This is a genomic window from Xylophilus sp. GOD-11R, assembly GCF_033546935.1.
GTDB lineage: Bacteria > Pseudomonadota > Gammaproteobacteria > Burkholderiales > Burkholderiaceae_C > Xylophilus.
Window position 1 is genome coordinate 1,526,214 of record NZ_CP137854.1, and the last position, 26,326, is coordinate 1,552,539.

General features: G+C 69.7%; 25 protein-coding genes and 1 pseudogene. 15 read left to right on the top strand and 11 right to left on the bottom strand.

From position 1 onward, the window contains the following. Window positions 1-111: 111 nt before the first annotated feature. From R9X41_RS07045 to R9X41_RS07060, 4 genes are read left to right on the top strand one after another with little or no spacing between them, the layout of a single operon-like run. Window positions 112-1,335 carry a CaiB/BaiF CoA transferase family protein gene (locus R9X41_RS07045; protein ID WP_318634171.1) on the top strand — a complete coding sequence of 408 codons (1,224 nt, stop codon included), beginning with the start codon at window positions 112-114 and terminating at the stop codon, window positions 1,333-1,335. Window positions 1,336-1,365: 30 nt separating this feature from the next. Beyond that, the gene (locus R9X41_RS07050; RefSeq protein ID WP_318634172.1) at window positions 1,366-2,526 is read left to right on the top strand and encodes an acyl-CoA dehydrogenase family protein; all 1,161 of its coding nucleotides are present in this window, start codon (window positions 1,366-1,368) and stop codon (window positions 2,524-2,526) included. Between the two features lie 29 nt (window positions 2,527-2,555). Beyond that, the gene (locus R9X41_RS07055) at window positions 2,556-3,527 is read left to right on the top strand and encodes an acyl-CoA dehydrogenase family protein (protein WP_318634173.1); all 972 of its coding nucleotides are present in this window, start codon (window positions 2,556-2,558) and stop codon (window positions 3,525-3,527) included. Window positions 3,528-3,583: 56 nt separating this feature from the next. Further along, complete coding sequence (locus R9X41_RS07060; protein ID WP_318634174.1) at window positions 3,584-4,555, top strand: Bug family tripartite tricarboxylate transporter substrate binding protein; 972 nt, start codon at window positions 3,584-3,586, stop codon at window positions 4,553-4,555. A gap of 43 nt (window positions 4,556-4,598) precedes the next feature. Here the strand turns inward: R9X41_RS07060 and R9X41_RS07065 are convergent, their stop codons facing one another. Continuing rightward, window positions 4,599-5,357: an SDR family oxidoreductase gene (locus tag R9X41_RS07065; protein WP_318634175.1), complete on the bottom strand. Its 759-nt coding sequence runs from the start codon at window positions 5,355-5,357 to the stop codon at window positions 4,599-4,601. Between the two features lie 90 nt (window positions 5,358-5,447). Here R9X41_RS07065 and R9X41_RS07070 point away from each other — a divergent pair, with 90 nt between their 5' ends. Together R9X41_RS07070 and R9X41_RS07075 are read left to right on the top strand one after the other, a co-directional pair. Continuing rightward, the gene (locus R9X41_RS07070) at window positions 5,448-6,422 is read left to right on the top strand and encodes a Bug family tripartite tricarboxylate transporter substrate binding protein (protein WP_318634176.1); all 975 of its coding nucleotides are present in this window, start codon (window positions 5,448-5,450) and stop codon (window positions 6,420-6,422) included. A gap of 99 nt (window positions 6,423-6,521) precedes the next feature. Next, window positions 6,522-7,235, top strand: a complete 714-nt coding sequence (locus R9X41_RS07075) for an MgtC/SapB family protein (protein WP_318634177.1) — start codon at window positions 6,522-6,524, stop codon at window positions 7,233-7,235. 21 nt (window positions 7,236-7,256) lie between these two features. On the opposite strand, the gene R9X41_RS07080 is transcribed toward R9X41_RS07075, so the two are convergent. Further along, a complete protein-coding gene (locus R9X41_RS07080; RefSeq protein WP_318634178.1) occupies window positions 7,257-7,496 on the bottom strand; it encodes a SlyX family protein in 240 nt (79 codons plus the stop codon). Between the two features lie 100 nt (window positions 7,497-7,596). On the opposite strand from R9X41_RS07080, the gene R9X41_RS07085 reads away from it, so the two are divergent. Next, window positions 7,597-8,142 (top strand): hypothetical protein, encoded by a 546-nt coding sequence (locus R9X41_RS07085; RefSeq protein ID WP_318634179.1) that lies wholly within the window; start codon window positions 7,597-7,599, stop codon window positions 8,140-8,142. Between the two features lie 8 nt (window positions 8,143-8,150). Here R9X41_RS07085 and R9X41_RS07090 read toward each other — a convergent pair whose 3' ends face one another. From R9X41_RS07090 to R9X41_RS07110, 5 genes are all read right to left on the bottom strand, one after another. Further along, window positions 8,151-9,488, bottom strand: coding sequence for a DUF2325 domain-containing protein (locus tag R9X41_RS07090; RefSeq protein WP_318634180.1), 1,338 nt, complete (start codon window positions 9,486-9,488; stop codon window positions 8,151-8,153). A 140-nt stretch (window positions 9,489-9,628) separates the two neighbouring features. Then, window positions 9,629-10,123 (bottom strand): tRNA (N6-threonylcarbamoyladenosine(37)-N6)-methyltransferase TrmO, encoded by a 495-nt coding sequence (tsaA, locus tag R9X41_RS07095; RefSeq protein WP_318634181.1) that lies wholly within the window; start codon window positions 10,121-10,123, stop codon window positions 9,629-9,631. A 46-nt stretch (window positions 10,124-10,169) separates the two neighbouring features. After that, window positions 10,170-11,078 (bottom strand): AraC family transcriptional regulator, encoded by a 909-nt coding sequence (locus R9X41_RS07100; protein ID WP_318635169.1) that lies wholly within the window; start codon window positions 11,076-11,078, stop codon window positions 10,170-10,172. Window positions 11,079-11,119: 41 nt separating this feature from the next. After that, complete coding sequence (locus R9X41_RS07105; protein WP_318634182.1) at window positions 11,120-11,971, bottom strand: oxidoreductase; 852 nt, start codon at window positions 11,969-11,971, stop codon at window positions 11,120-11,122. A gap of 156 nt (window positions 11,972-12,127) precedes the next feature. After that, window positions 12,128-13,051 carry a LysR substrate-binding domain-containing protein gene (locus tag R9X41_RS07110; RefSeq protein WP_318634183.1) on the bottom strand — a complete coding sequence of 308 codons (924 nt, stop codon included), beginning with the start codon at window positions 13,049-13,051 and terminating at the stop codon, window positions 12,128-12,130. Between the two features lie 155 nt (window positions 13,052-13,206). On the opposite strand from R9X41_RS07110, the gene R9X41_RS07115 reads away from it, so the two are divergent. The 8 genes and pseudogenes from R9X41_RS07115 to R9X41_RS07145 all read left to right on the top strand — a co-directional run bounded on the left by R9X41_RS07115 (window position 13,207) and on the right by R9X41_RS07145 (window position 20,517). Further along, on the top strand, window positions 13,207-13,998 hold the full coding sequence (locus tag R9X41_RS07115) for a transporter substrate-binding domain-containing protein (protein ID WP_318634184.1): 792 nt from the start codon (window positions 13,207-13,209) through the stop codon (window positions 13,996-13,998). A gap of 163 nt (window positions 13,999-14,161) precedes the next feature. Continuing rightward, window positions 14,162-14,215: pseudogene (locus R9X41_RS23675) on the top strand (hypothetical protein); the annotation flags it as partial. Window positions 14,216-14,282: 67 nt separating this feature from the next. Then, window positions 14,283-14,402 carry an aldehyde dehydrogenase family protein gene (locus tag R9X41_RS23680; RefSeq protein WP_412556666.1) on the top strand — a complete coding sequence of 40 codons (120 nt, stop codon included), beginning with the start codon at window positions 14,283-14,285 and terminating at the stop codon, window positions 14,400-14,402. 229 nt (window positions 14,403-14,631) lie between these two features. Continuing rightward, on the top strand, window positions 14,632-15,159 hold the full coding sequence (locus tag R9X41_RS07125; RefSeq protein WP_318634185.1) for a (2Fe-2S)-binding protein: 528 nt from the start codon (window positions 14,632-14,634) through the stop codon (window positions 15,157-15,159). After that, window positions 15,156-16,172, top strand: coding sequence for an FAD binding domain-containing protein (locus R9X41_RS07130; protein ID WP_318634186.1), 1,017 nt, complete (start codon window positions 15,156-15,158; stop codon window positions 16,170-16,172). Before R9X41_RS07125 ends, R9X41_RS07130 begins: the two co-directional genes overlap by 4 nt. Before the next feature lies 1 nt (window position 16,173). Then, window positions 16,174-18,429 carry a xanthine dehydrogenase family protein molybdopterin-binding subunit gene (locus tag R9X41_RS07135; RefSeq protein WP_318634187.1) on the top strand — a complete coding sequence of 752 codons (2,256 nt, stop codon included), beginning with the start codon at window positions 16,174-16,176 and terminating at the stop codon, window positions 18,427-18,429. Window positions 18,430-18,446: 17 nt separating this feature from the next. Further along, on the top strand, window positions 18,447-19,562 hold the full coding sequence (locus R9X41_RS07140) for a catalase family protein (RefSeq protein WP_318634188.1): 1,116 nt from the start codon (window positions 18,447-18,449) through the stop codon (window positions 19,560-19,562). Between the two features lie 67 nt (window positions 19,563-19,629). Further along, window positions 19,630-20,517 (top strand): alpha/beta fold hydrolase, encoded by an 888-nt coding sequence (locus tag R9X41_RS07145; RefSeq protein ID WP_318634189.1) that lies wholly within the window; start codon window positions 19,630-19,632, stop codon window positions 20,515-20,517. Window positions 20,518-20,524: 7 nt separating this feature from the next. On the opposite strand, the gene R9X41_RS07150 is transcribed toward R9X41_RS07145, so the two are convergent. The 4 genes from R9X41_RS07150 to R9X41_RS07165 form a co-directional block, all read right to left on the bottom strand. Continuing rightward, window positions 20,525-22,957: a PAS domain S-box protein gene (locus tag R9X41_RS07150; RefSeq protein ID WP_318634190.1), complete on the bottom strand. Its 2,433-nt coding sequence runs from the start codon at window positions 22,955-22,957 to the stop codon at window positions 20,525-20,527. Between the two features lie 53 nt (window positions 22,958-23,010). Beyond that, complete coding sequence (locus R9X41_RS07155) at window positions 23,011-24,333, bottom strand: PQQ-dependent sugar dehydrogenase (RefSeq protein WP_318634191.1); 1,323 nt, start codon at window positions 24,331-24,333, stop codon at window positions 23,011-23,013. Continuing rightward, window positions 24,330-24,770: a DUF2231 domain-containing protein gene (locus R9X41_RS07160; RefSeq protein WP_318634192.1), complete on the bottom strand. Its 441-nt coding sequence runs from the start codon at window positions 24,768-24,770 to the stop codon at window positions 24,330-24,332. The genes R9X41_RS07155 and R9X41_RS07160 overlap by 4 nt, the downstream gene beginning before the upstream one ends. 158 nt (window positions 24,771-24,928) lie before the next feature. Then, complete coding sequence (locus R9X41_RS07165; RefSeq protein ID WP_318634193.1) at window positions 24,929-26,206, bottom strand: MFS transporter; 1,278 nt, start codon at window positions 26,204-26,206, stop codon at window positions 24,929-24,931. Window positions 26,207-26,326 lie beyond the last annotated feature (120 nt).

Consider the following 26,326-nt stretch of genomic DNA (forward strand, 5'->3'; position numbering starts at 1 on the left):
GGTAAGCACCGAGATTCAATACTGCTGTCGTATCGGATCCGTCCGATTCAATATTGGACAAGCCGGACCCACTTTCCTAACCTGCAGGCTCGACCAACGACGAGGCTCGCCATGCAGAAAGCCCTGGGGCACATCAAGGTGCTCGACCTGACCCGCGTTCTGGCCGGCCCCTGGGCCACCCAGAACCTGGCCGACATGGGGGCCGAGGTGATCAAGATCGAACGGCCCGGCGCGGGCGACGACACCCGCGCCTGGGGCCCGCCTTTTCTGAAAGATGCCGAAGGCCGCGAAACCGCCGACTCGTCCTACTTTCTCAGCGCCAATCGCGGCAAGCAGTCGGTCACCTGCGACCTGTCGCTGCCCGAAGGTCAGGCGCTGATCCGCCGCCTGGCCGAGTGGGCCGACGTGGTGGTCGAGAACTACAAGGTCGGCACGCTGGCGCGCTACGGGCTGGCCTACGAGGACCTGTACCAGATCAACCCGCGGCTGGTGTATTGCTCGATCACCGGCTTCGGCCAGGACGGTCCCTACGCCGCGCTGCCCGGCTACGACTTCGTTTTCCAGGGCATGGGCGGGCTGATGAGCATCACCGGCCAGCCCGAAGGCACGCCGGGCGACGAGCCGATGAAGGTCGGCATCGCGATCACCGACCTGCTCTGCGGCATGTACGCCACCACCGCCATCCTGGGCGCGCTGGAGCATCGCCATGTGAGCGGAGAGGGCCAGTACATCGACATCTCGCTGCTCGACTGCGTGGTCACCGTCAGCTCCTACCAGGCGATCAACTACTTTCTGTCGGGCAAGGTGCCCCGGCGCATGGGCAACGCGCATCCCAACATGGTTCCCTACCAGGTGTTCGCCTGCCGCGAGGGCAACGTGATCGTGGCGGTGGGCAACGACGGCCAGTACCGCGCGCTGTGCAAGGTGATCGGCCGCGAGGACCTGGGCACCGATCCGCGTTTTCACAGCGTGGCCCTGCGCAACCGCCATCGCGAGGCGCTGATTCCGCTGATCCAGGACGTGCTCGCCACCCGTTCCATGAACGAATGGGTGGCACTGCTCGAATCGGCCAACGTGCCCTGCGGCCCCATCAACAATTTGCGGCAGGTCTTCGAAGACCCGCAGGTGCGGCATCGCGGCCTGCAGCTGAAGCTGCCGCACGCCACAGGCGTCGACGCACCGGCGGTGGCCGGGCCGATCCGCTTTTCCGGCACGCCGATCCACTACGAACACGCCGCGCCCACGCTCGGCCAGCACACCGACGCGGTGCTGTCCACCCACCTGGGCCTGGACGCCGCCGCCATCGCCCGGCTGCGCGCCTCGGGCGTGGTCTGAGCGCTCGATCCGAATCCACGAGAGTCTCCGATGGCCAACCTGCTCGACAACTTCGCCTACGCCACCGTGCCACCGCACGCGCAAGCCTTCCGCGCCGAAGTGCGCGACTTTCTCGCCACCGAAATGCCCACGCTGCCCGCCGATGTGCGGGCGCGATCCTGGATGGGCTTCGACGCCGGCTTCAGCCGGCGGCTCGCCGCGCGCGGCTGGGTCGGCGTGACGCTGCCCCAGGAGTTCGGAGGCGCCGCGCTCGACGCTTTTTCGCGTTTCGTGCTGGTCGAGGAACTGCTGACCGCCGGCGCGCCGGTGGCCGGCCACTGGATCGCCGACCGCCAGAGCGGCCCGCTCATCGCCAAGTACGGCACGCCGGCGCAGAAGGCCTTCTACCTGCCGCGCATCTGCGCCGGCGAGGCCTTCTTCTGCATCGGCATGAGCGAGCCCAACAGCGGCTCCGACCTGGCGAGCGTCGGCACCCGCGCCACGCCGGCGGCCGACGGCGGCTGGCGTCTCAACGGCCGCAAGATCTGGACGACCAATGCGCAGAACTGCCAGTACATGATCGCGTTGGTCCGCAGTTCCGGCGATCCGCAGGACCGGCAGAAGGGCCTGTCGCAGTTCATCGTCGACCTGTCGCTGCCCGGCGTGACGGTGCGGCCGATCGAGGACCTGACCGGCGACGCCCACTTCACCGAAGTGTTTTTCGACGACGTGTCGCTGGCGGCCGACGCGCTGGTCGGCGCCGAAGGCCAGGGTTGGGAGCAGGTGAATGCCGAGCTGGCCTTCGAGCGCAGCGGTCCCGAGCGCCTGTATTCGAGCATCGTGCTGCTCGACCGCTGGATCGAGGTGCTGCGCGACAGCCCCGACGCGTCTCGCCACCTGGCGACGGTCGGCCGCTTCGCCGCGCACCTGGCGGCGCTGCGGCACCTGTCGGTGTCGTGCACCGCCCGGCTCGCGGCCGGCGAGAGCCCGGTGATCGAGGCCGCGCTGGTGAAAGACATCGGCACCACCTTCGAGCAGGAGATACCGGCGGTGATCTCGGCGCTGCTCGGCGAAGACCCGCAGGCCGATGTCGATGCCGAACTGTTGCGCACCTGCGCCTACGTGAGCCAGGTGGCCCCCACCTATTCGCTGCGTGGCGGCACGCGCGAGATCCTGCGCGGAATGATCGCCCGTGGCCTCGGCCTGCGCTGAACCACCGACAACGAGAAGGAGACCGAGCCATGTTCGCTGAAGCCCTGGAAGACATCCTGCGCGACCGGTGCACGCCCGCCGTGGTGCGCGCCATCGAGGCCGGCGACGATCCGATGTTGCTCTGGAGCGCCATCGCCGAAGCCGGCTTTCTGGAACTGCTGGCACCGGAATCGGCGGGCGGCGCCGGCCTGCCGCTCGACGAATTCTTCGAGGTGGCGCTGCTGCTCGGCCGCTACGCGGTGCCGTTGCCGCTGGCCCAGTCGATGGCGGCCCGGGCGCTGCTGCCGGAGGGCGCGTGCCCGGCCGCAATGCTCACCTTCGCGCCCGGCCTGCGGCGCGAGGCCGACGGCTGGTGTTGCCCGCAGGTGCCCTTCGGCGCCATCGCCACGGCGGTGCTGGCCGACGATGGCGACGCCCTGTTGCTGTTCGACTGCCAGGACGCGCAACGCCTGCCGACCGGCGTCGCGCACAGCCAGGCGGCCGGCCTGCGCTTCACCGCCGAGCCACAACGCTTCGCCCGCGACGGCCAGGCCCTGCGCGCCTGGGGCGCGGCCCTGCACGCGGCCCTGATCGCCGGCGCCATGGCGCGTGCTTTCGAGATGACGCTGCAGTACGGCAACGAACGTTCGCAGTTCGGCAAGTCGATCGGCAAGTTCCAGGCCATCCAGCACCAGCTGTCGGTGATGGCCGAGCAGGTGGCCGCATCGCGGCTGGCGGCGCGCGCGGCCTTCGGCGCCGGCACCGCGCCGGGCCTGCTGCAGGCGGCGCTCGCCAAGGCGCGCACCAGCGAGGCCGTGGTGCCGGTGGCCGCCACCGCCCACGCGGTGCACGGGGCCATCGGCGTGACCGCCGAATACGACCTGCAGCTCTACACCCGCCGGCTGCAGGAATGGCGCCTGGCCCACGGCTCGGAGGCCCATTGGCATCCGGTGATCGGCCAGGCGCTGCTCGACAGCGGCGCGCCGGTGGCCGATTTCATCCGCGACCTCGCCGCCGCCTGAGCCCGTGCCGGGCTGGCGCGAGGCCCATCACCAAAAAGAGAAAGTGACAAAGCACCATGACCATCGCCCGACGCGACCTTCTTGCCGCCGGCCTGCTCGCCGGCGGTTTCGCCCTCACCGCCTCGGCCCAGGGCGACTTCCCCAGCCGGCCGGTCCGCTTCGTCGTGCCGTTCGGCCCCGGCAGCGGCACCGACACCTCGGCGCGCTACTTCGCCCGCAAGTTCCAGGACATGACCGGCCAGCCGGTGGTGGTGGACAACAAGCCCGGCGGCAACGGCTTCATCGCCGTGCGGCAGGTGCTCGACGCGCCGGCCGACGGCTATACCGTGTTCATCGGCAGCAATTCCACGCTCGCGGTCAACGTCGCGCTGTTCAAGAAGCTGCCCTACGACCCGGCGAGCGACTTCGCGCCACTGTCGATGATGATGCGGGCCCCCGCCGTGCTGGTGGTGCCGCCGTCCTCGCCCTACCAGAGCCTGGCGCAGCTGGTGGCGGCGGCCAAGGCCGAGCCCGGCAAGCTCAACTACGGCTCGGGTTCGGCGGGCTACCAGCTGATGGCAGAACTCTTCAACGACATGGCCGCCGTCGATACCCGCCAGGTGCCTTTCAAGAGCGCCGCCGAGGCCCTGACGGCGGTGGCTTCCGGCACGGTGGACTTGTCCTTCGCCGACATCACCGCCGCCCTCGAACTGGTCAAGGGTGGCCGGGTGCGCGCCCTGGCGGTGGCGGCCGACCGCCGTGCCGGCGCCCTGCCCATGGTGCCCACCACCGCCGAAGCCGGGCTGGCGGGTTACGCCGCGTCGGTGTGGGTGGCCGCCACGGTATCGGCCCGGACGCCGCCGGCCACCGCCGAGAAGCTGGCGACGCTGTTCACGCAGATCGAGCGGCTGCCGGAAACACGCGAGTTCTACGCGCGTCTCGGCGCCGAGACGATGGCCGGCGGCGCCGAGGAGATGAAGAGCTTTCAGGCCCAGGACATTGCGCAGTGGAAGCGCATCGCGGTCAAGGCGCGGATCGAGCAGGAGTGAACGCCGTCGCGCCGGCGGAGCGGCGAACCCGCGCTGGCTTCGATCAACCCGCCCGATCCTGCCGATGGATCGCCAGCGGCGCGAAGCTCTGCGCCACCGGCATCACTTCCAGCGAGTTGATGTTGACGTGCGGCGGCAGTCCCGTCACCCAGGCCACCGTCTCGGCGATGTCGTTCGCGTCGAGCGCCTCCACGCCCACGTAGCGCTTCTGCGCCTCGGCCGCGTCGCCGTGGAAACGCACCGTGCTGAACTCGGTGCCGCCCACCATGCCGGGCTCGATGTTGCACACCCGCACGGCGGTGCCGGCGAGGTCGGCGCGCAGGTTCAGGCTGAACTGGCGCACATAGGCCTTGGTGGCGCCGTAGACGTTGCCGCCGGGGTAAGGGTAGGTGCCCGCCGTGGAGCCGATGTTGACGATGTGGCCCCGGTTGCGCTCCACCATGCCGGGCAGCAGCGCGTGGGTGACCAGCGTCAGGCCGACGACGTTGGTGTCGATCATGCGGCGCCAGTCCTGCGCGTCGGCCGCCTGCGCCTTGTCCATGCCCAGGGCCAGGCCGGCGTTGTTGACCAGTACGTCGATCGCCCGGAGTTCCGGCGGCAGCGTATCGACCAGGCTCCGAATGGCGGCTTCGTCGGACAGGTCGAGCGCCACGGGATGGAAGGCCTCGCCCAGCGACTGCCGCAGCGCCTCCAGGCGGTCGGCGCGGCGGGCCACGCCGATCACCCGGTGGCCGTCCTTCACCATGCGACGCGCGATCGCTTCCCCAAAGCCGGCCGATGCGCCGGTGACCAGAATCAGCATGTCGTTTCCCTCGTGGATGGGCCTGCAAGGCGGAACGAAGATTATGGATAGGGCCGCGCCTATCATCTGCGCCCCGAAACCGGAGACCCCATGAACAAGAGACAACTGCTCCAGCTCGCCGGCCTCGCGGCCGCGCTCCCCACCGCCGTCTTCGCGCAGGCCGCATGGCCCGCCGCCAAGCCGATCCGTCTGATCGTCGGCTACCCGCCCGGCGGCGGCATCGACTTCGCGGCGCGCACCATCCAGCAACCGCTGCAGGACGCGCTCAGGCAGCAGGTGGTGGTCGACTACAAGCCCGGCGCCAGCGGCATGATCGCCGCCACCGAGCTCACCCATGTGGCACCCGACGGCTACACCCTGCTGCTGGCCAACACCGGCCCGTTCGCGATCGCCCCGCACCTGCAGTCCAAACCGCCTTACGACCCGTTGAAGCAGTTCACCTACATCGCCCAGGTGAGCGAAGGCAGCTACGTGGTCGCCACCCGGGCCGACCATCCGGCGCGTGACTTGAAGGAGTTCATCGCCTGGGCCCGGACGCAGCCGGGCAAGGTGAATTTCGCCTCGGGCGGCAACGGCACCTCGACCCACCTCAACGGCGAGCTCGTCAACCAGGTCGCCGGCCTGGACATGACCCATGTTCCCTACAAGGGCAGCGCGCCGGCGGTGCAGGACCTGATGGGCGGGCAGACCCAGCTGCTGATCGATGCCGGCACGGTGCTCACGCCGCAGGTGCGCAGCGGCAAGCTCAAGGCGCTGGCCGTGACCGGGCCCCGGCGCGACCCGGCCTTGCCCGATGTGCCCACGGTGCGCGAACTCGGCCTGCCGGGCATCGAGGCGGTCGGCTTCCAGGGACTGGTCGGCCCGGCCGGCATGCCGCGCGAACTCGTCGAGCGGCTGGCGGCCGAGGTCGAAAAGGTCGTCGCCAGCGCCGCAGTGCGCGAGAAACTGCAGGGCGCCGGCAGCGAGCCGCGCTTCCGCGGGCCGGTGGAGTTCACCGCGTTCGTGAAGGCCGAGAACGACAAGTGGACCCGGCTGATCCGCGAACGCAAGCTGCACGCGGACTGAAGGCGGGGCAGGGGCCGGGCGTTTTCATCGCGATACACCGGCCGGCGGGCACGCGCCGAGAATCTTTCCCCTTCTCGACGCAACCAGGACAACACACCCATGCTCGCCCACTCGGAAATGCTTCTGCGCCTGCTGGTGGCCGCGGCCCTCGGCAGCCTGGTCGGCTTCGAGCGCGAACGCCTGCTGTGGGCCGCGGGCATCCGCACCCACATGCTGGTGTGTGTCGGCTCCTGCCTCTTCATGGTGGTGTCGGCCTTCGGATTCGCCGACGTGCTGGTCGGCGAGCACGTGGTGCTGGACCCCTCGCGCGCGGCGGCCCAGGTGGTGTCGGGCATCGGCTTTCTCGGCGCCGGCGCGATCCTGGCGCGGGGCGAGGTGGTGCGCGGGCTGACCACGGCGGCGAGCATCTGGACGGTGGCCGCCATCGGTCTGGCGGTCGGCGGCGGGCTCTATTTTCCGGCGACCGCGGCCACGCTGGTGATCCTGGGCATCCTTGCCGGCGTGAAACCGCTCGAGGAGATGTACCGCGCGCGCAGCCAGAGCTGCCGGCTGCACATCACGGCGCGCCACGGCGCGCTCAACCCCGATCTGCTGGAGGCCACGCTGCAGGTGCGGCCGGCGCAGCTGCGCCGCTTTCTGGTGACGGTGCAGCAGGGCGGCGCACTCGACGACATCACGGTGGTGCTCGCCCGGGTGTCCTCGTCGGAGATCGTGCGCATCAGCGGGCAGCTGGCCCGGATCGACGGTGTGGAGGCGGTGGAGGCGGTGGACGTGGTGTCGCGCGATGGCGGGCGCGGCGCGCAGGCGAGCTGAGCGTCGCCGCGAGCCTGCCGCTCAGTAGTGCGGCGGCAGGTCGTCCTGCGGGCTGCGCGGCGCGCCACCGGCCTCCGGCGCCTGCTGCCGCAAGGCGGCGACCTGGCCGATGAGGGCGTCGATCTGCTGCTGTTGCCGGTAGAGCGCGAGGTTGAGCTCGTCGATCAGGTCTTCGGTGTAGGCGAGCTTGATCTCGACTTCCTCCAGACGCCTTTCGGCGGAGACGCTGGCGGGCTCTGGCGGTGCGGAATCGGAGGTCATGCGCTATTACATCACCGGCCTCACGCCCACGATCCGGGCCGGCGTGGCGGGACCGTCGTTATGCAAGAATGAATACGACGCAACCCTTCGCCAGCACTCGATGAAAGCCCTTTTCCGGATCGCCGCCGCAGCCGTGACCGTCGCCGGCCTGGCAGTCGGTTGCGCGAGCCTGAACCCGCCCGTCGGCGCCGCTGCCCACGCCGCCCCGGGGGCGCGGGCCCGCGTGCCGTCGGCTGCCGTCGCCGTCTCGGGCGCGGTGGTCCGGCCGGCCGTCTTCGACCTCGCCGCGCTGCAGGCGCTTCCGTCCAGCACCGAGACCGTCGGCGGCCACGTCTATGTCGGTGTGAGCCTGTGGACCTTGCTCAATGCGGTGGTCGGCCTGCGGCCCGATGCGTCCTTGCGCAACCCCGGGCTGTCGATGTTCGCCGTTGCCACCGGCACCGACGGCTATCGGGCGCTGCTGTCGCTGGCCGAGATCGATCCCGAGGTGGGAGGGCGGTCCGCCCTGGTGGCCTGGTCGGTCGACGGCGCAGCCCTGGGGCCGGCCGGGATGGCCCGGCTGGTGGTCGGCGGCGATGCCAAGCCGGGCAGGGCGGTCGCCAACCTGGAACGCATCGACGTCTTCACCGCGCCGGCGGGCCACTAGGGCCGGCCTCAGCCGTGCCGGGGGCAGGGATGGCGGCGATCGGTATCCGCCGCCTGCGGCGCGGACGCGCGCGAGGGCGCTCCCAGCGCAGCGGCGAAGCTGCCGAGGCCCGCGCTGCGCAGCGGCCGGAACTCGATGCCCTGCCGGGCGCACAGCCGCTTGAGCTGGCCGACGGAGTCGTGGTCGACGCAGTCCACCGGAAACACCACCAGTTCCGCCCAGGCGACGCTGGCCGACAGCAGGCCCTTGCGGTCTTCCAGGCCGCCGTCGTGGTGGCGAAAAACGCCGCCGTGGCGCTCCACCAGCGCGCGGATGGAGGGCGTCGAGCTCGGCCGGCCGCCCACGTAGAGGATGCGCCGGCCGTCCAGCCGGTGGTGAGCGTTCGTGGTGGTGCCGGCGTCGTCTTGCGGGTCGCCGGCGAGTTCGCGCAGCTGGGCTTCGGCCGCTTCGAGTTCGGCGGCGAGTTCGCCCGCGTGCCGGCGCAGGTAGGCGGCTTCTTCCGCCAGGGTGGCCGCGGCGGCCTGTGCGCTCGCCGCCGCCTGCTCCGCCGCCTCGCGTCGCTGGGTCTGCAGCGCGACCTGTTCGCCGGCCGCCGCGACCGGGTCGCGCAGCGCCCGGGGTGCCGGGGCGGCAGGGGCGCCTTGCCGCGCCTCCTCCAGCGAGCGGTGGGCCTCGGACAGCGACTGCTGCAGGCTCGCCAAGGCCTGCTCGCGGGCGATGTGCCGTTCCTGGTAATGCTCCACCTGCTGGCGCAGTTCGCCGTTGGCCTGCTCCAGCGCGACCAGGCGCCGGATGTCGGCCCGGTTGGCCGCGCCGACCAGGTGCGACAGCATGTGCACGTCGCCGAAGACCTTGCTGCGCACCTCGGTCGTGGCGTGTCGGTGGGTCAGCACCGCCCAATAGGCACCGGGGATGTCGCCGCTGCGCAGGGCGGCGTCCCAGAGTGCGAGCAGTTCCACCGTGTCGCCGATGCGCGAGAAGCGCAGCAGCGTCGATTCGTGCTGGCGGTCCAGCGCCTTGTGCAGCGCCTTCGATGCCGGGCAGGGCTGCGACGCCAGCCACACGGCTTCATGGTGGATGTCGAGGTCGGCGATGCCCTCGACATGGATGAAGCGCGACATCAGCTTGCGCAGCGCGGCGGTCGACAGGCAGGTGCCGATGATCGAGCACTGGAAATTGGTGTCCAGGTCGGCCAGCTTCAGCCGGCCGGGGCGGGCCGTCGCTTGCCCGGCGGGCGCGGGAGCGGCCGCGTCGGCATCGCAGCAGGCCGCGCCCTGGTCGGCCAAGCGCTGGTAGTGGGCAGAACCCGGGGCGGTGGCGAACTTGAAAGGTGGTGGCGTCAGCATGGCGGCTCCCGGCGTGGCGGCACCGCCGGTCCCGGGAACGGCCGGAAGGTGCCGGTGGCGCTATGTTCTGCAGACTATAGCGAATCCGCCGGCCGTGCGGTGGTCGTCCAGTGCGCCGACTGCCGCGCCGCTCGCGCCGGTCAGGCCATGCGGTCGTCGGAACGCATGGCCGGCAAGCGACCGAGTTGCGGAGCGAACCAGCCGGTGCGATCGGTGTGCCGCACGTCGAAGGCAGGCACGTAGGGTTTGATGTCGAGTACCGGCGTGCCGTCCACCATGTCGTTGCCGGCGAAGTGCAAGACCGCGCCTTCGACCGTCAGCAGCCGCACGATCGACAGGCCGAGGCGGTTGGGCCGCGCCGGCGAGCGGGTGGCGAACACGCCGTGCGATGCGTCGTCGAGAAACGGCACCACTTCGAGCGGCTCGCGGGTGCCGCGGTGCAGGTGGGTGATGAGGAAAAGGTACTCGAATCCCTCGATGTCGCGCAGGCCGGCTGCGAACTCCGGCAGCACCTCGAGCGATGCCCGGGCATCGGGCGAGCCGGCGGTCTGGATCGGCATGCCCACGGTGTCGTCGAAGGGGCTGCGTACGTGGCCGATGGGGCGGGAGACGATGTCGGGAGCGTTCGAAGTCATGGCGCTGCGGGAGGACGATGGGAGCAGGCATTCTCCCTGGCGCCGTTCAGTGCGACGACACCCAGTCCTCGGCCCAGGGCATCGCCGGCATCGCATAGGCGCCGCGCAGCCGGTCGGTCTCCAGCGCCGGGCTGCGGCCGAACAGCCGCTTGAACTCGCGGCCGAACTGCGACGGGCTCTCGTAGCCGACGCGCGCGGCCGCGGCGGCGGCCGTCATGTTCTCGCGCAGCATCAGCAGCCGCGCCTTGTGCAGCCGGATCGACTTGAGGTATTGCAGCGGCGAGCTGTCGGTGACCTGGCGGAAGTGCAGGTGGAAGGTCGACACGCTCATGTCGGCTTCGCCGGCGAGCGCGTCGATCTGCAGCGGCTCGCGGTAGGCGGTGTGGATGCGGCGCACCGCCCGGCCGATGCGGGCGACGCGGCCGGTGCCCGACAGGGCCGCGCGCAGGGCGTGGCCCTGTTCGCCGCAAAGCACCCGAAAGCAGATCTCGCGCACGATGCCCGGCGCGAGGATCGCCGACTCCACCGGCGAGGCCAGCGCCTGCAGCAGGCGCAGCACGGCGTCGGCCAGGGTGTCGTCGATCGGCGTCGAGAGCATCGTGGCGGGCGCGGCCTGCGGCGCGCCGAGCAGGCCGTCGAGCTGCGACGTGAGCTCGGCGACCAGCGCGAGATCGAGGCCGAGGTAGACCGCCAGCAGCGGTTCCTCGGCGCTGGCCTCGGTCTCCATGGTGAAGGGCACCGGCACCGCCACCGCGAGGTAGTGCTGGGCGTCGTACACATAGCGACGGTCACCCCAGAAGCCGGTCTTGCGGCCCTGGCAGACGAAGACGATGCCCGGCTCGTAGAGCACCGGCGTGGTCTGCAGCGGACGGTTCGAACGCAGCAGGCGCACGCCCGGCACCGTGGTGGCGGTGTAGCCCTCGGCCGGCGCGAGCCGCAGCAGCAACGCGGCCATGCGCTCGCGCGGCGAGGGATCGGGCGGAGCCGGGCGCCGGCTCACGGCGCGGCCGGCTCGGCGAAGTCGGTGGACCGGCTCAGGGCCTCGTGGGCCGCGATGCCGGCCTGCAGATCCTGCAGGCGGCGCCGCACCAGTTCCAGCGCGTCGCTGCCCAGCAGCAGCTGCGCGGGCGGATCCTGCAGGCCGACCAGTTCCAGGATGGCCGCGGCCGCCTTGGCCGGGTCGCCCAGTTGCCGGCCGTGCTTTTGTTGCCGTGCCTCGCGCACCGGGTCGAACAGCGCGTCGTAGTCGGCGATGGTGCGTGTGGAGCGCACCATGGAGCGACCGGCCCAGTCGGTGCGGAACGACCCGGGCGCGACGGCGGTGACCGCCACGCCGAAGGGCTTCATCTCCTGCGCCATCACGCCCGAGAGGCCTTCCAGCGCGAACTTGCTGCCGCAGTAGTAGCCGATGCCCGGCATGGTGAGGTAGCCGCCCATCGAGGTGATGTTGACGATGTGTCCGCGCCGGCGCGTGCGCATGCCGGGCATGACCGCCCTGGCGAGCGCCACCGCGCCGAACACGTTCACCTCGAACTGCCGGCGCATCGCGTCGAGCGGCGATTCCTCCAGAACGCCTTCGTGGCCGTAGCCGGCGTTGTTGATCAGCACGTCGATGGCGCCGATGCCGCGCTCGACCTCGGCCACCAGCGCGGCCGCTCCGTCGACTTGGGTGACGTCGAAGCGCCGGGCATGTGCGCGCTCGGCATGCTGCGCCTCGAAGGCCTGGCATCCGGCTTCGTCGCGCACCGTGCCGACGACGGTGTGGCCCTGGCGGATGGCCTCGGTGGCGATGGCGCGGCCGAAGCCGCTGCTGACGCCGGTGATGAGAAAGAGGCGTGATGTGTTCATTCGTCCGATGTTAGGCAGTGCGCCACCGCCACCCAAGGGCGAAAACTCCGGCGTGATGGCCTGATTCTCCGGACCGGCCGCGTCGCCTGCCGACCCGAATGAGGCCGGAGGTGATCGATCGGTGCTGGTTTTCCCCGCTGTCGACGCAGCCGCGGCTCACGCCGCGCGATGCGCCTGGCCGGCGCTCAGCGTCTGCGTCGCCTGCTCGCGCAGCCAGTGCCGGAAGGTGCCGAGCGCCGGCTCGTGGCGGCGAGCGCCGGCCAGCACGAAGTAATAGCCCAGCCGGCTCTGCCAGCCGCCGGTGAGCACCTGCACCAGGTCGCCGCGCGCAAGCTCTTCTTCCACCAGCACCCGCGGCACCAGCGCCAGGCCCATGTCCATCGTCGCGGCCTTGAGCAGGGTCGAATAGAACTCGTAGCGGATGGTCCGGCCCGGCCGGATGGCCGGCTGGCCCAGGGCCTGCTGCAGTTCGGTCCAGGCGTGGGGCACCTCGAAATGCTCCAGCAGCGCGAACGAATCGAACTCGCGTCGCTCCAGCGCGGCCGCGCACCGCAGGCGCAGCGTCGGCGACATCACCGCCACCATGTCGCGGCCGAACAGGTAGTCGGCCTCGCAACCCGGCCAGCTGCCGCCGCCGAAACGGAATTCGCCATCGGCCTGCGACGGCGAAATGCCGCCCCCGGAGATCTGGTTGGTGAACTGCACGTCGATGTCGGGATGGGCCTGCTGGAACGCCGCGAAACGGGGCAGCAGCCAGCGGTCGCCCAGGATGTGCGGCATGCGCAGGGTGAGCGAGGTGCGCGGCGCATGCATCAGCGCCAGCTGCTCCGACGCCTCGGCCAGCGAGGCCAGCAAGGGCGTGATGCGCTGCAGGTACCAGTGGCCGAGGTCGGTCAGCACCAGGCCGCGATTGACCCGGATGAACAAGGGCACTTCCACCGCCTCCTCCAGCGCCCGCAGTTGCTTGCTGACCGCGCCCTGCGTCATGCAGAGCTCGCTGGCCGCCACGGTGCAGCTGAGCTGGCGGGCGGCGACTTCGAACACACGCAGGGCGGTGGTGGAGGGAATGCGGTGGCGCATGGCGACGATCGGTGGCGCGGGCGGCGAGACGCAAGCTCCAGCAAAGATCGCGCCAGTGCCATTCCGTTCGGGAATGCCGTGGGGAATTAATCTCGTTTGCCGGCCCCGGGCGCCGCGCCGACACTGGTTCTTCCCATCGTTCATCCGACATTCCCATGCGAGCCTACCGACGCCATACCCTCTTCGGCCTCCTTGCCGCGATCGCCCTGTGCGGCGCCAGCGCCCAGGCGCAAAACCAGCTGGAAGACATCCAGAAGGCCAAAGTGCTGCGGGTGGGGATCCCGACCGATTTCGCGCCCTACGGCTTCGTCGGCCCCGACCTGAAACCGCAAGGCCTGGACATCGACATGGCCCAGTACATCGCCGACAAGCTCGGCGTGAAGCTCGAAATGCTGAGCATCAGCACCCAGAACCGCATCCCCTACCTGCAGACCCACAAGGCCGATCTGGTGATCTATTCACTGGGCAAGACACCCGAGCGGGAAAAGGTGATCGACTTCTCCGCGGCCTACGCGCCGTATTACATCGCGGTGTACGGCCCCCGCTCGATGGCGGTGAAATCGCCGCAGGACATGGTGGGCAAGACCGTCGCGACCAACCGCGGGACCACCGACGACATCGAGGTGACCAAGGTGGCGCTGCCGGGCACCGAGATCCGGCGCTTCGAGGGCAACGACGCCACCATCGGCGCCTTCGTCGCCGGCCAGACCCAGCTCATCTCCACCGGCTCGCCGGCCGCCGAGGTGGTGAAGCAGCGCAATCCGCAACTGGGCCTGGAGGTCAAGCTCACGCTCAAGACCTCGCCGTGCTTCGTCGGCATCGCCAAGGGCGAGGACAGCCTGCGCGCTAGGGTCAACGACATCATCGCCGAGGCGCGGCGCAGCGGCGTGGTGGAACGCCTGTCGCAAAAATGGCTGGGACTGGCGGCAGGCGATCTGCCGCTGTAGGCCGACGCATCGCGGCAGCCGGGGTGGCCGGACGCGGGCGGGGGCGGGGGCGGCCCCGCGCCGCTCAACCCTTCTCGGAGAACACCCCGAATTCGCTCCACAGGCCTCGCCCTGGTCGAGTGCCCGCCTCAGTTCCTTGCGGCGTTGGGCCGTGGCCATCGCGATGGCCAACGACACCGCGTTCGGCCTGCAGGCCTCTGTGCAGTCCCCGGACACCGGCACGGCCCGTGCGGTGGCGCGCCGCCTGCGGGCCGGCCGCGTCAGCATCAACTACCCGCCGCTCGATGTGGACGTGCCCTTTCGGCGGCTGCAAGCGATCGGGCAACGGCCGCGAGGGCGGCGGGCAGGGCCTTGCCGAATACCTGGAAGTGAAGGCCACGCTCGGCTACGCGGCCTGCCTCTGACCTGATGTCGGGCCCGCACACCCGCGAGCGATCCCGCTCGGGCACGTGCGGGCATGCGGGGGTCATGGATCGCTGTGTCGCCAGCCGCAGGCGGACAGCCAAGTTACGACAGCCTGCAGGCGTGCCTCTCCTACATGGGTCGTGAGACGAAACCACTACGTTGGTTTCCTTCCTGGCGCCGTATCGATGCGGTGCCCTCCCCACGATCACCGTTCCGAAGAGGACACCCATGGACACCCGCGTGCATTCGCCCGCCGCCGCCCTCGGCGACAGCGGCATTCCCATCACCCTGCAACTCAACGGCTTCTCCCACACCGCCCGGGTCGAGCCCTGGGTCACGCTGCTGGACCTGCTGCGCGAGGAAGCGCATCTCACCGGCACCAAGAAGGGTTGCGACCACGGCCAGTGCGGCGCCTGCACCGTGCTGCTCGACGGCAAGCGGGTCAACAGCTGCCTGCAGCTCGCGGTGTCGGTCGACGGCAGCGCCGTGCAGACCATCGAGGGCCTGGCCGAATCCGGCGAGGGCGGCGGGCTCGATCCGCTGCAGCAGGCTTTCATGGACCACGACGCCTTCCAGTGCGGCTACTGCACGCCGGGCCAGATCTGCTCGGCACGCGGCCTGATCGCCGAGGGCAAGGCCCGCACCCGCGAGGAAGTGCGCGAACTGATGAGCGGCAACCTCTGCCGCTGCGGCGCCTACACCAACATCACCGACGCGGTGATGTCGGTGCTCCAGCGGGAAGGACTCGCCAAATGAACCGCTTCGAATACGCCCGCGCCGCCGATGCCGGCGAAGCGGTGCGGCTCGCCTCGGGCAGCGCCATGCGCTTTCTGGCCGGCGGCACCAACCTGGTCGATCTGCTCAAGGAAAACGTCGAGCGACCGACCAAGGTGATCGACATCCGGCGTCTGCCGCTGGCTGGCATCACCGCCACGGACGATGGCGGCCTGCGTCTGGGAGCACTGGCGACCAATGCCGACACCGCCTGGCATCCGGAGGTGGAAGCGCGTTATCCACTGCTGTCCTCGGCGATCCTGGCCGGCGCCAGCCCGCAGCTGCGCAACGCCGCCACCAACGGCGGCAACCTCAACCAGCGCACCCGCTGCTACTACTTCTACGACACGGCCGCCGCGTGCAACAAGCGCGAGCCCGGTTCCGGCTGCTCGGCCATCGGTGGGGTGACCCGCATCCACGCGATCCTGGGCAGCAGCGAAGCCTGCATCGCCACCCATCCATCGGACATGTGCGTCGCGCTCGCCGCCCTGGAAGCCACGGTGCGGGTGCAGGGGCCGTCGGGCGAGCGCTCGATCGCCTTCGCCGACTACCACCGACTGCCCGGCGACGATCCCTCTCGCGACAACCAGCTTGCCGACGGCGAACTGGTGACCGCCATCGACCTGCCAGCCGAGGGTTATGCCACCCACTACACCTACCTGAAGCTCCGCGACCGGCTTTCGTACGCGTTCGCGCTGGTGTCGGTCGCCGTTGGCCTGCGCCTGGACGAGGCCGGCCGCATCGTCACCGGCCGCGTCGCGCTGGGCGGTGTGGCGCACAAGCCCTGGCGCGAGCCCCGGGCCGAAGCGCTGCTCGAAGGCCAGGCGCCGTCGCAGGCGCTGTTCCTGCAGGTGGCCGACAGCCTCCTGCTCGGCGCGGTGGGCCGGGGCGGCAATGACTTCAAGATCGAACTGGCCCGCAAGGCCATCGTGCGGGCGTTGCGTCAGGCAGCCGCCGGCACGCCCCAATCGCAGACCGACAAACGGGTGGCATGACATGAGCGACATCTTTTCCAACCCTTCCAGCGTGCGCATCGGCGACGCCTTCAATCGGGTCGACGGCCTGGTCAAGGTGACCGGTCGTGCGAAATATGCCGCCGAATACGCTGCCCCCGAGCTGCTCTACGGCTGGGTGGTGTCCTCCGACATCGCGGTCGGCCGCATCGTCTCCATCGACGAGGTCGCCGCCCGCGCGGTGCCCGGCGTCGTCGAGGTCATCAGCCACGCGAACCGGCCGCACCTGGCCTGGCTCGATCACAGCTATGCCGACGAAGTCTCGGTCCCGGGCTCGCCCTTCCGGGCGCTCTACGACGACAAGATCGTCTTCAGCGGCCAGCCGATCGCGCTGGTGGTGGCCGGCTCGCTGGAGGCCGCCCGTGACGCTGCCGCCTTGCTGCGGGTGACCTACGAGCAGGATCGCCACAACACCGATTTCGATGTGGCCCTGGCCGGCAAGTACGAGCCGAAGAAAAAGCGCAGCACCTACCTGCCTCCCAAGCCGCGCGGCGACGCGCAGGCGGCCTTCGACGCCGCCCCGCTGCAGCACACGGCCGAGTACCGCCTGCCGGCGCACTTCCACAACCCGATGGAAATGCACGCCACCACGGTGGTATGGGAGGGCGGCGGCAAGATCACGGTGCACGACAAGACCCAGGGCGCGCAGAACGTTCAGGGCTACCTGTCGTCGGTGTTCGGCTTTTCCAAGGACGACATCCGGGTGCTCAACCCTTACGTGGGTGGCGCTTTCGGCTCGGGATTGCGGCCGCAGTACCAGGTCTACCTGGCCACGCTGGCGGCCAAGATGCTCGAACGCTCGGTGCGGGTCGTGCTCACCCGGCAGCAGATGTTCACCCATGTGCACCGACCCGAGGCGGTGCAGACGGTGTCGCTGGCCACCGACGACAGCGGCCTGCTGCAGGCCATCGTCAACGACGCCACCACCGCCACCTCGCGCTTCGAGGACTACATGGAGGTCGTCTGCAACTGGGGCCTGATGAACTACCGCTGCCAGAACGCGTCGGCCCAATACACCTTGGCCGCCATGGACACCTACACCCCCGGCGACATGCGCGCCCCGGGTGCGGCCACCGGCATGACGCTGTTCGAGATCGCGATCGACGAGATGGCCTACCGCGCCGGCCTCGACCCCTTGGCTTTTCGCCGCTTGAACTACTCCGACATCGACGCGATGAACGAGAAGCCCTACACCTCCAAGGCGCTGCGGCAAGCCTACGACCAGGGCGCCGAACGCTTCGGCTGGGACGCCCGCAGCGCCGAGCCACGCTCCATGCGCGACGGCACCGAGCTGGTCGGGTGGGGCATGGCCACCGGCATGTGGGACGCGATGTTCATGAAGACCAGCGCCCGTGCCCGGCTGCAGGCCAACGGCGAGCTGGAGATCTCCACGGCCGGCGCCGACATCGGTACCGGCACCTACACGGTGATGGCCCAGGTCGCGTCGGACACGCTGGGCATTGCGCTCGACAAGATCCATGCGCGCCTTGGCGACAGCGACCTGCCGGCCTCGCCAGTGGAGGGCGGCTCCTGGATGGCCGCATCGGCCGGCGCTGCGGTCCAGCTGGCGTGCCAGGCCATCGGCAAGCAATTGCTTGCTGCCGCCGAAGACATGCCGGGCCGCCCGCTCGGCAAGGTCCAACTCGAGGAACTGGTGTTCGCCGATGGGCGGATGTCGGTGAAGGACGATCCCTCCCGGTCGCTCGCCATCGCCGAGGTGCTGGCCGCCAGCGGCAAGGACGTGCTCGAAGCCGAGGAGACCGCCAAGCCCGGCGTGGGCGACCTGGTCAGCCAGATGAAGAAGGCCCGCAACACCCACAGCGCCATCTTCGCGGAGGTGAAGGTGGACGAAGAGCTGGGCGTCATGCGGCTCACCCGCATCGTCTGCGCGGTGGCGGCCGGCCGGATCATCAACCCCAAGACCGCGCGCAGCCAGATCCTCGGCGGCGTGGTCATGGGCGTCGGCATGGCGCTGCACGAGGAAGCCCTGATGGACCACCGCCTCGGCCGGGTCATGAACCACAGCTTCGCCGAATACCACGTGTCGGTGAACGCGGACATCGAATCGATCGAGGTGATCTTCGTCGACGAGCCCGATCCCGAGGTGACGCCGCTGGGCGTGAAGGGGCTGGGCGAGATCGGCATCGTCGGCACCGCCGCGGCAGTGGCCAACGCCATCTTCCACGCCACCGGCAAGCGGGTGCGCGAACTTCCCGTGACCATCGACAAACTGCTTTGACCCCACGAAAGGACGACATGAACGAAAACATCCATACCCCTGCTCCGGTGCGCTATTCGCCCGATGTTGAAACGATCGCCGACGACGAGGCGGAGGTCATTTCCGAGTTGCGCGAGACGCTGCTCAAGATGTCGAAGACCATGCTGGAAGACACCGGCCACGGCATGCGCAGCGTGCATGCCAAGAGCTTCGCGCTGCTGCGCGGCACGCTCGAGGTATTGCCCGGACTGCCGGCGACCCTGGCCCAGGGCATCTTCGCCCAGCCAGGCAGGCACGACCTGATCGCACGGATGTCCACTCCGCCTGCCGAGGAACTCGACGACCGGGTGTCGCTGCCGCGCGGCATCTCGCTCAAGATTCTGGGCGTGCAGGGCGAGCGCCTGCCGGGATCCGAGAACGACACCACGCAGGACTTCCTGATGGTCGACGGCCCGGTGTTCAATGCGCCGGACGCCAAGCACTTCCTGAGCAGCCTCAAGGCGCTCGCCGCGACCACCGACAAGGCCGAGGGCGGCAAGCGTGCGTTGTCGGTGCTGCTGCGCGGCACGGCGGCGGCCTTGGGAGCGGTCGGCATTCAGAGCCCGAAGCTGGTGTCCATGGGCGGCCACAAGCAGACGCATCCGATGGGCGAGACCTTCTACACGCAGGTGCCGATGCGCTTCGGCGACTACATCGCCAAGCTGTCGCTGGTGCCCGTGTCGCCATCGCTCACCGCGGTGAAAGACCAGCCGCTGACCGACGAGCAGGCCGACGATCCCAACGGCCTGCGGCTGGCGGCCAACGAGTTCTTCTCGTCGAACGCGGGTGAGTGGGAGCTTCGGGTGCAGCTCAACACCGACCTGGAAAAAATGCCGATCGAGGATGCCTCGGTGCAGTGGCCTGAAGACGAAAGCCCCTACGTCGCCGTCGCCCGGGTGCGCATCGCCAGCCAGACCGGCTGGAGCGAGGAGCGCGCGAAGGCGGTCGACGACGGCCTGTCGTTCAGCCCCTGGCACGGCGTGCAGGCGCATCGCCCACTCGGAGGCGTGATGCGGGCGCGCAAGGAGGTCTATCCTTCTTCCGCTGCATTCCGGGGCCATGCCAACGGCTGCCCCATGCACGAACCGGCCCGCGCGCAGGAAGTGCTGGGCTGATCCCGGGCTGAATCGCCGGCCGCTTCGCGCGGCCTTTCGGTCCCTGCCGACAGGAGTCAAAAAGACCATGCCTTCGATCGTCTGCGGTGCGCTGGAAGTCGACTACCTCGACATGGGACCGCCGACCGGCCTGGCCGTGCTGCTGCTGCACGGCTGGCCGGACGACCGCGACAGCTGGCTGCCCGTAGCCGACGCGTTGGTCGCCGGCGGTCTGCGCTGCATCGTGCCTTCCCTGCGGGGCTTCGGCGCAACCCGTTTCGTGTCGGCCGAAACGCCTTGCACCGGCAACGCCGCGATGCTGGCGCTCGATGCGATCGCATTGCTCGACTCGCTCGGCGTGGACCGCTTCCACGTCGCCGGCCACGACTGGGGTGCGAGCATTGCCGAAGCCCTGGCGGTCGGCTGGCCCTGGCGGGTGGCGCGGCTGGCCATGCTGGGTTCGCCGCCACGGCTGGGCGGCATGCCCACGCCGACCTTTGAACAGGCGCAGCGCCAGTGGTACCACTGGTTCATGGCCACCCGGCGCGGTGAACAGGCCATCCGGAAGGATCCGCGCGGCTTTGCGCACATCCACTGGGTCAACTGGTCGCCGCCGGGCTGGTTCGACGAAGCCACCTTCGAGCGCACCGCCCAGGCTTTCGACAACCCGGACTGGATCGACGTGACACTGCACAGCTATCGGGCACGTTGGGACGAGGCCGAGCCCGATCCGGCCAGCCTCTGGCTCGACGAGCAGGTGAAGGCGACCCGCACGCTGTCGGTTCCGGCCGTGTACTTTCAGGGCGAGGTCGATGGAGTGAATCCGCCCTCGCAGACCGTGGCGGTGGCCGACAAGTTCACCGGACCGTTCGAGCGCGTCGTGCTGCCCGGCGTCGGCCATTTCATCCAGCGCGAGGCGCCGGCCGAAGTGGCGGCGCGGCTGCTCGTGCACTTCGGAGGCGGCCGGCCGGGCTGAACGAATTTCAGCGCGCGTCGGTGCCGGAGGCGATCAGTTCCTTGACCGCCGCTCCCAGCGATTCCACCGGAAACGGTTTGGTCAGCACCTGCATGCCCGGCTCCAGGTGGCCGCCGTTGATCACGCTGTTCTCGGCATAGCCGGTGATGAACAGCACCTTGAGTTCCGGCCGCAACTGGCGACCGGCGTCGGCCATCTGGCGCCCGTTCATGCCGCCGGGCAGGCCCACGTCGGTCACCAGCAGGTCGATGCGCACGTTCGAACGCAGGATTTTCAGGCCGGCTGCGCTGTCGGCCGCTTCGATCGCCCGGTAGCCCAGGTCGTCGAGCACCTCCACCACCAGCATGCGCACCGACGGCTCGTCGTCCACCACCAGTACCGTTTCGCCGGGTGCGGCGGGCGCGGGCCCGACCAGCTCGCGGGCCGCCGCGTCGGCGCCCACCTCGCCGTGGTGGCGTGGCATGTACAGGCTGACGGTGGTGCCCTGGCCGACCTCGGAATAGATGCGTACCTGTCCGCCCGATTGCTGGGCGAAGCCGTGGATCATCGACAGTCCCAGCCCGGTGCCCTGGCCGATCGGCTTGGTGGTGAAGAAGGGTTCGAACACCCGCGCGATGATGTCGGGCGACATGCCGGCGCCGGTGTCGGTGACCGACAGGCAGAGGTACTGGCCCTCGGCCAGGCCATACAGGCCGGCGGCGGCGCGGTCCAGCCATCGGTTGGCCGTCTCGATGGTGATGCGCCCGCCGTGCGGCATCGCGTCGCGCGAATTGATGCACAGGTTGAGCAGTGCGTTTTCCAGCTGGCTCACGTCGATCAGGGCCGGCCACAGTCCGTCGGCGCCGACGACCTCCAGCGCGACCGCCGGGCCGATGGTGCGGCGGATCAGGTCTTCCATGCCACCGATGAGCTGGTTGACGTTGGTCGCCACGGGGCTCAGCGTCTGCCGGCGCGAAAACGCCAGCAGCCGGTGGGTGAGGGCGGCCGCGCGTCGCGTCGCACCCTGGGCCACCGTGAGGTAGCGCTCCAGGTCGTCCAGCTGGCCGCGCCGCATGCGGGCCTGCATGAGTTCCAGCGACCCGGAAATGCCTGCCAGCAGGTTGTTGAAATCGTGCGCCAGGCCGCCGGTGAGCTGGCCTACCGCTTCCATCTTCTGCGACTGGCGCAGCTGTTCTTCGGCCCGCATCAGCTCGGCGGTGCGCTCGGCGACGCGCTGTTCCAGCGTTTCGTTGAGCGCACGCAGGGCGGCGGCGTTGCGGTCGCGTTCTTCCTCGAGCGCGCGGCGCTCCTGCACGTCGATCAGCACGCCGGGGAAGTTGGTCGGCGTGCCGTCCGCGGCATGGTCGACCCGGCCGTTGGCCTCGATCCAGTAGTAATGGCCGTCGGCGCGACGCACGCGGTACCGATGTGCATAGCTGCCGCCGCGCCGGATCACCTCGTCGATCGCCGCGACCAGGCCCGGCCGGTCGTCGGGATGCACCGTGGCGATCACCTGCTGCAGGCTCAGGCCGCTGCGTCCCAGGGCCGGGTCGAGCCCGAAAGCGATGGCGAAGGCCTGGTCGACGGTGAAGCGGTCGGTCGGCAGGTCCCAGTGCCAGGTGCCGATGATGGCGCCGGCGGCCAGGGCCAGCTGTACCCGCTCCGCGTTTTCGCGGGCCAGCGCCTCGCTGGCGCGCAGGCGCTTCTCGGCTTCCTTGCGCGCGGTGACGTCGTTGAAGAAGATCGCGATCTGCCGCTCGGCGGGCAGGCCGACCCGGAGCGCCCGCACGTCGAACCAGCGACCGAAGGCTTCGGCGTAGTTCTCGAAAGTGGCCGGCTCGCCGGTGAGCGCCACGCGACCGTAGGTGTCGAACCAGAACTGCTCGAGATCCGGCGCGAACTCGGTCACCCATTTGCCGCGCAGATTGACGCCGGCCTCGCGCTCGAAGGCCGGGTTGGCCTCGACGAACCTGTAGTCGACCGGGCGGTCCTGCGCATCGAACTTCACCTCGACGATGGCGAAAGCGGTCTCGACGGTTTCCAGCAGGGTCTTGAAACGGTCCTGCGACTCGCGCAGGCGTTCGCCGGCCTCGCGCTGGCCGGTACGGTCGCGCATGATCTTGACGAAGCCGCGATGCGTGCCGTCGTCGTCGCGCAGCGGCATCATCTCGCCGGACGCCCAGAAGTGGCTGCCGTCCGCGCGCATGTGCCAGCGCTCGTCGCTGGCGCGCCCGTCGCGCAGGGTCAGGCGCATCTCGGCGCGTGGCCGATCGGCCGCCCGGTCCTCCGGAGTGAAGAAGCGGTCGGCCGGATGGCCGACTATTTCCTCGGCCGTCCAGCCGAGGATGTTGGTCGCGCCCTGGTTCCAGTCGGTGATGATGCCGTGGACGTCGGTCGCGATGATCGCGAAGTCGATAGCGCTTTCGATGATCCGGCGCAGATGGTCGGGCGCTCCGCTCATCGCAGAATCCCTTCTTCCGTCGAAGCCGGCTTACGTATCGCCACGCAGGGCAATCACTGGCCGCCGGCCGTCACCGACCACACGGTATTGCCCACGTCGTCGGCGATCAGCAGCGCGCCGTCGACCGATTGCGCCAGCCCCACCGGCGCTCCGTAGAGCGACTTTTCGTCGGCCGAATAGAAGCCGGTGACCACCGGCACGGCGGTGCCCGTGGGCTTGCCGTCGACGAACTTCACGTAACTCACCTTGTAGCCGCTGAGCGGCGAGCGGTCCCAGCTGCCGTGCTCGCCGATGAAAGCGCCGCCCTGCCAGGCGGCCGGCAGCGCGGTGCCGGTATAGAACAGCAGGCCCAGCGGCGCCACGTGCGAGCCGACGGCGAAGTCGGGCTTGATCGCCTTGGCCACCAGGTCCGGCCGCTGTGGCTGCACCCGCTCGTCGACGTGCTGGCCGAAGTAGCTGTAGGGCCAGCCGTAGAAGCCGCCTTCCTGCACCGAGGTCAGGTAGTCGGGCACCAGGTCGGCGCCGATCTCGTCGCGTTCGTTGACGATGGCCCAGAGCTTGCCGGTCTTCGGCTCCCAGCCCAGGCCCGTGGGGTTGCGCAGGCCCGAGGCATACACACGGCTCGCGCGGGCGGCGATGTCGACTTCAAGCACGGCGGCGCGGCGGTATTCCACCGCCAGGCCGTTCTCGGTGATGTTGCTGTTGGAGCCGACGCCCACATAGAGCTTCTTGCCGTCGGGGCTGGCCAGCAGGGCCTTGGTCCAGTGGTGGTTGATGGTGCTCGGCAGGTCGGTCAGCTCGGTGCCGGGATCGGTGATGCGGGTGATGCCGGGCGTGTAGGCGAAGGACACGATGCGGTCGGTATCGGCCACGTAGAGCCGCTCGCCGATCAGCTGCACGCCGAAGGGCGAATTCAGCTTGTCCAGGAACACGTGCTGCTCCCAGGGGCCGGAGCCGCTGGCGGGCTTGCGCAGCAGGGTGATGCGGTTGCCGCCCTTGCCGCTCTTGCCCGAACGGCTCTTCACCAGGCCGGCAATGAGCTGCTTGGGCGTGGTGACGGCTTCGGTGCCCGGCCCGTTGGACTCGACCACCAGCACGTCGCCGTTGGGCAGGGTGAGCAGCTGGCGCGGATGCTGCAGGTTGTCGGCGATCTTCTCGATCTTCAGGCCGGCGGCGACCACCGGCCGGGCGTCACCCTGCCAGCCGGCGCGGCTCGGCACCTGCATCGGTGGCACCAGGAAGTTCTTGGCGGCCGGCAGCACCGGGTCTTTGCCCATCTGATGGTTGGGGTCGACGGCGGCTTTTTCGCTGCAGGCCGCGAGCAATGCGACTGCCAGCAGGGTCGGCGCCAGCAGGAGTGGGTATCGATTTTTCATGCGCGTTCTCCCTGCAAAGCCAGCCGTTGCAGCGAGACGAGCACATTGCCGCTGGTCAGCAGGACGACGGTCGCGATCGACAACCAGACGCCGGCCGGCACGATGCCGTAGGCGTCGCGGCTGTGCACGAAGGCATTGAAGATGGCAGCCACGATGCCCACCAGGTGCAGCCAGAAGGCCATCCTGGCGCGGCCGGTGCTGGGCACGGCACCGGGAAACCACACCTGCACCAGGTTGATGAGGCGGGGAATGATCGCGATGACCAGGCCGATCGAGATCAGCCAGGCGGCCGCCTTGAACCACAGCACGTCGGTGCTCTGCGCATACACCACGTCGAATATGAGGGCGGCGACGAAGAAGCCGAAGCCGATGGCGTCGAGCAGGTCGAAGGCCACGGCGGCGACCGGGGAGGGTGGTGGACGGACGTCGGGTCTCATGCGTTTTCGTGCCGCGCCGCCATGGGGTCATGGGTGCGGCCTGGAGTGAATGGATAGTCGCGCAGCGTAGTGGCGAATCCGGTGATCCGGCTCCATTCCCGGCACTTGACGCCCTTGGCCTACATGATTTTCGGCAACGCGGGAAAAGCCGCCGGGCCTCAGCCGCGCGGCCGGGTTTCCGGCAAGGCCAGGGCCACGGCGAACCCGAGCGCGGCGATGCCGCCCAGCACCAGGAACGTGGTCACCTGCCCGGCCGCATCGGCCAGGTAGCCCGCCAGGCCGTTGCTGACGAAGGCGCCGACGCCTTGCACCGTGGAGAGTGCGCCGAGCGCCACGTTGAAACCGCCGGTGTTGCGGGTGAGGTCGGCGACGATCAGCACGCCCAGCACCCCGAACACGCCGGTGCTGAGCGCGTCGGTGCACTGGGCGGCCAGCAGCAGCATCGGCGAGTCGCTCGCCGCCGACAGTACGGCGCGCAAGGCCAGCGCGGCGAAGGCGAACAGCAACAGGGGCTTGCGTCCGATCGAGCTGGTGAGCCGGCCGCACAGCGGCGCGACCGCGACGAAGAGAACCTGCGAGGCCGCGATGTAGCCGGCGGTCATCAGCAGGGCGCGCTGGCCGCCTTCGCCCTTGCCCAGCAACTGGGTGACCAGCGGCACCATGGCGACGTCGGCCGCATAGAACAGCACCGCGCAGACCATGAAGATCCGCACCGTGCGTTCCCGCCAGAGGCCGGCCAGCGTCGACACCACTTCGCCGGCGGCCGCCCGCAGGCCGGTGCCGGCATCGCCCGGCGACGCGGCGGCGGCTTCGCCTTCGTTGCCCCGCGCGGCTTCGAAGTCGATGGTCGACCCCCGGATGCGCTGCACGCATACCAGCGACAGCACACAGAAGACCAATGCCGCCTGGAACATCGCGGGCAATCCCAGCGCGTGGCCGGCTGCGGCCAGCACCAGGGCGCTGAACACGCTGCCGCCCGCATTGAAGGCCTGGCCGATGCCGGTCTGCCGGTCCATGCCGATCTTGCCGAACATGCCCAGGGTGATGGCGGCCAGCGCCGGCGGGAACACCGCACGCGCGATGCCCATCACGCCTTGCGAAGCCCAGACGGCGGGCACCGAGGTGGACCAGAGCAGCATCACGCAGCCCAACCCGATCAGCACCACCGCGCCGCCGACCAGCCAGCGTTTGGCCCGGTGGCGATCCACCAGCGCGCCGATCGGCGTCTGCACGACCAGCTGGACGACATTGCCGAAGGCCAGCGCCGCGCCGACCTGCGTGGTGCTCCAGTGCGCCGCGGATTGCAGGTAGAGCGCGATGAAAGGTACCAGGCCCAGCTCTACCTGGGCGATGACGAAATTGAGGGCGCGCAGCCAACCGATGCTGGCGGGATGGGGGGTGGATGTCGGGGAAGGCGTGTGTTCGTGTCGGTTCATCGGAAGACCAGAAGGGGCGCGTGAGGACGACGACGCCACCGTGCGCGAAGCCGGCATGAAGCTTCGCCCGGCGCTGGTTCGTCCGGCGGGCCGTTAGGCCCTTCGTGGCGTAGGAGCGCA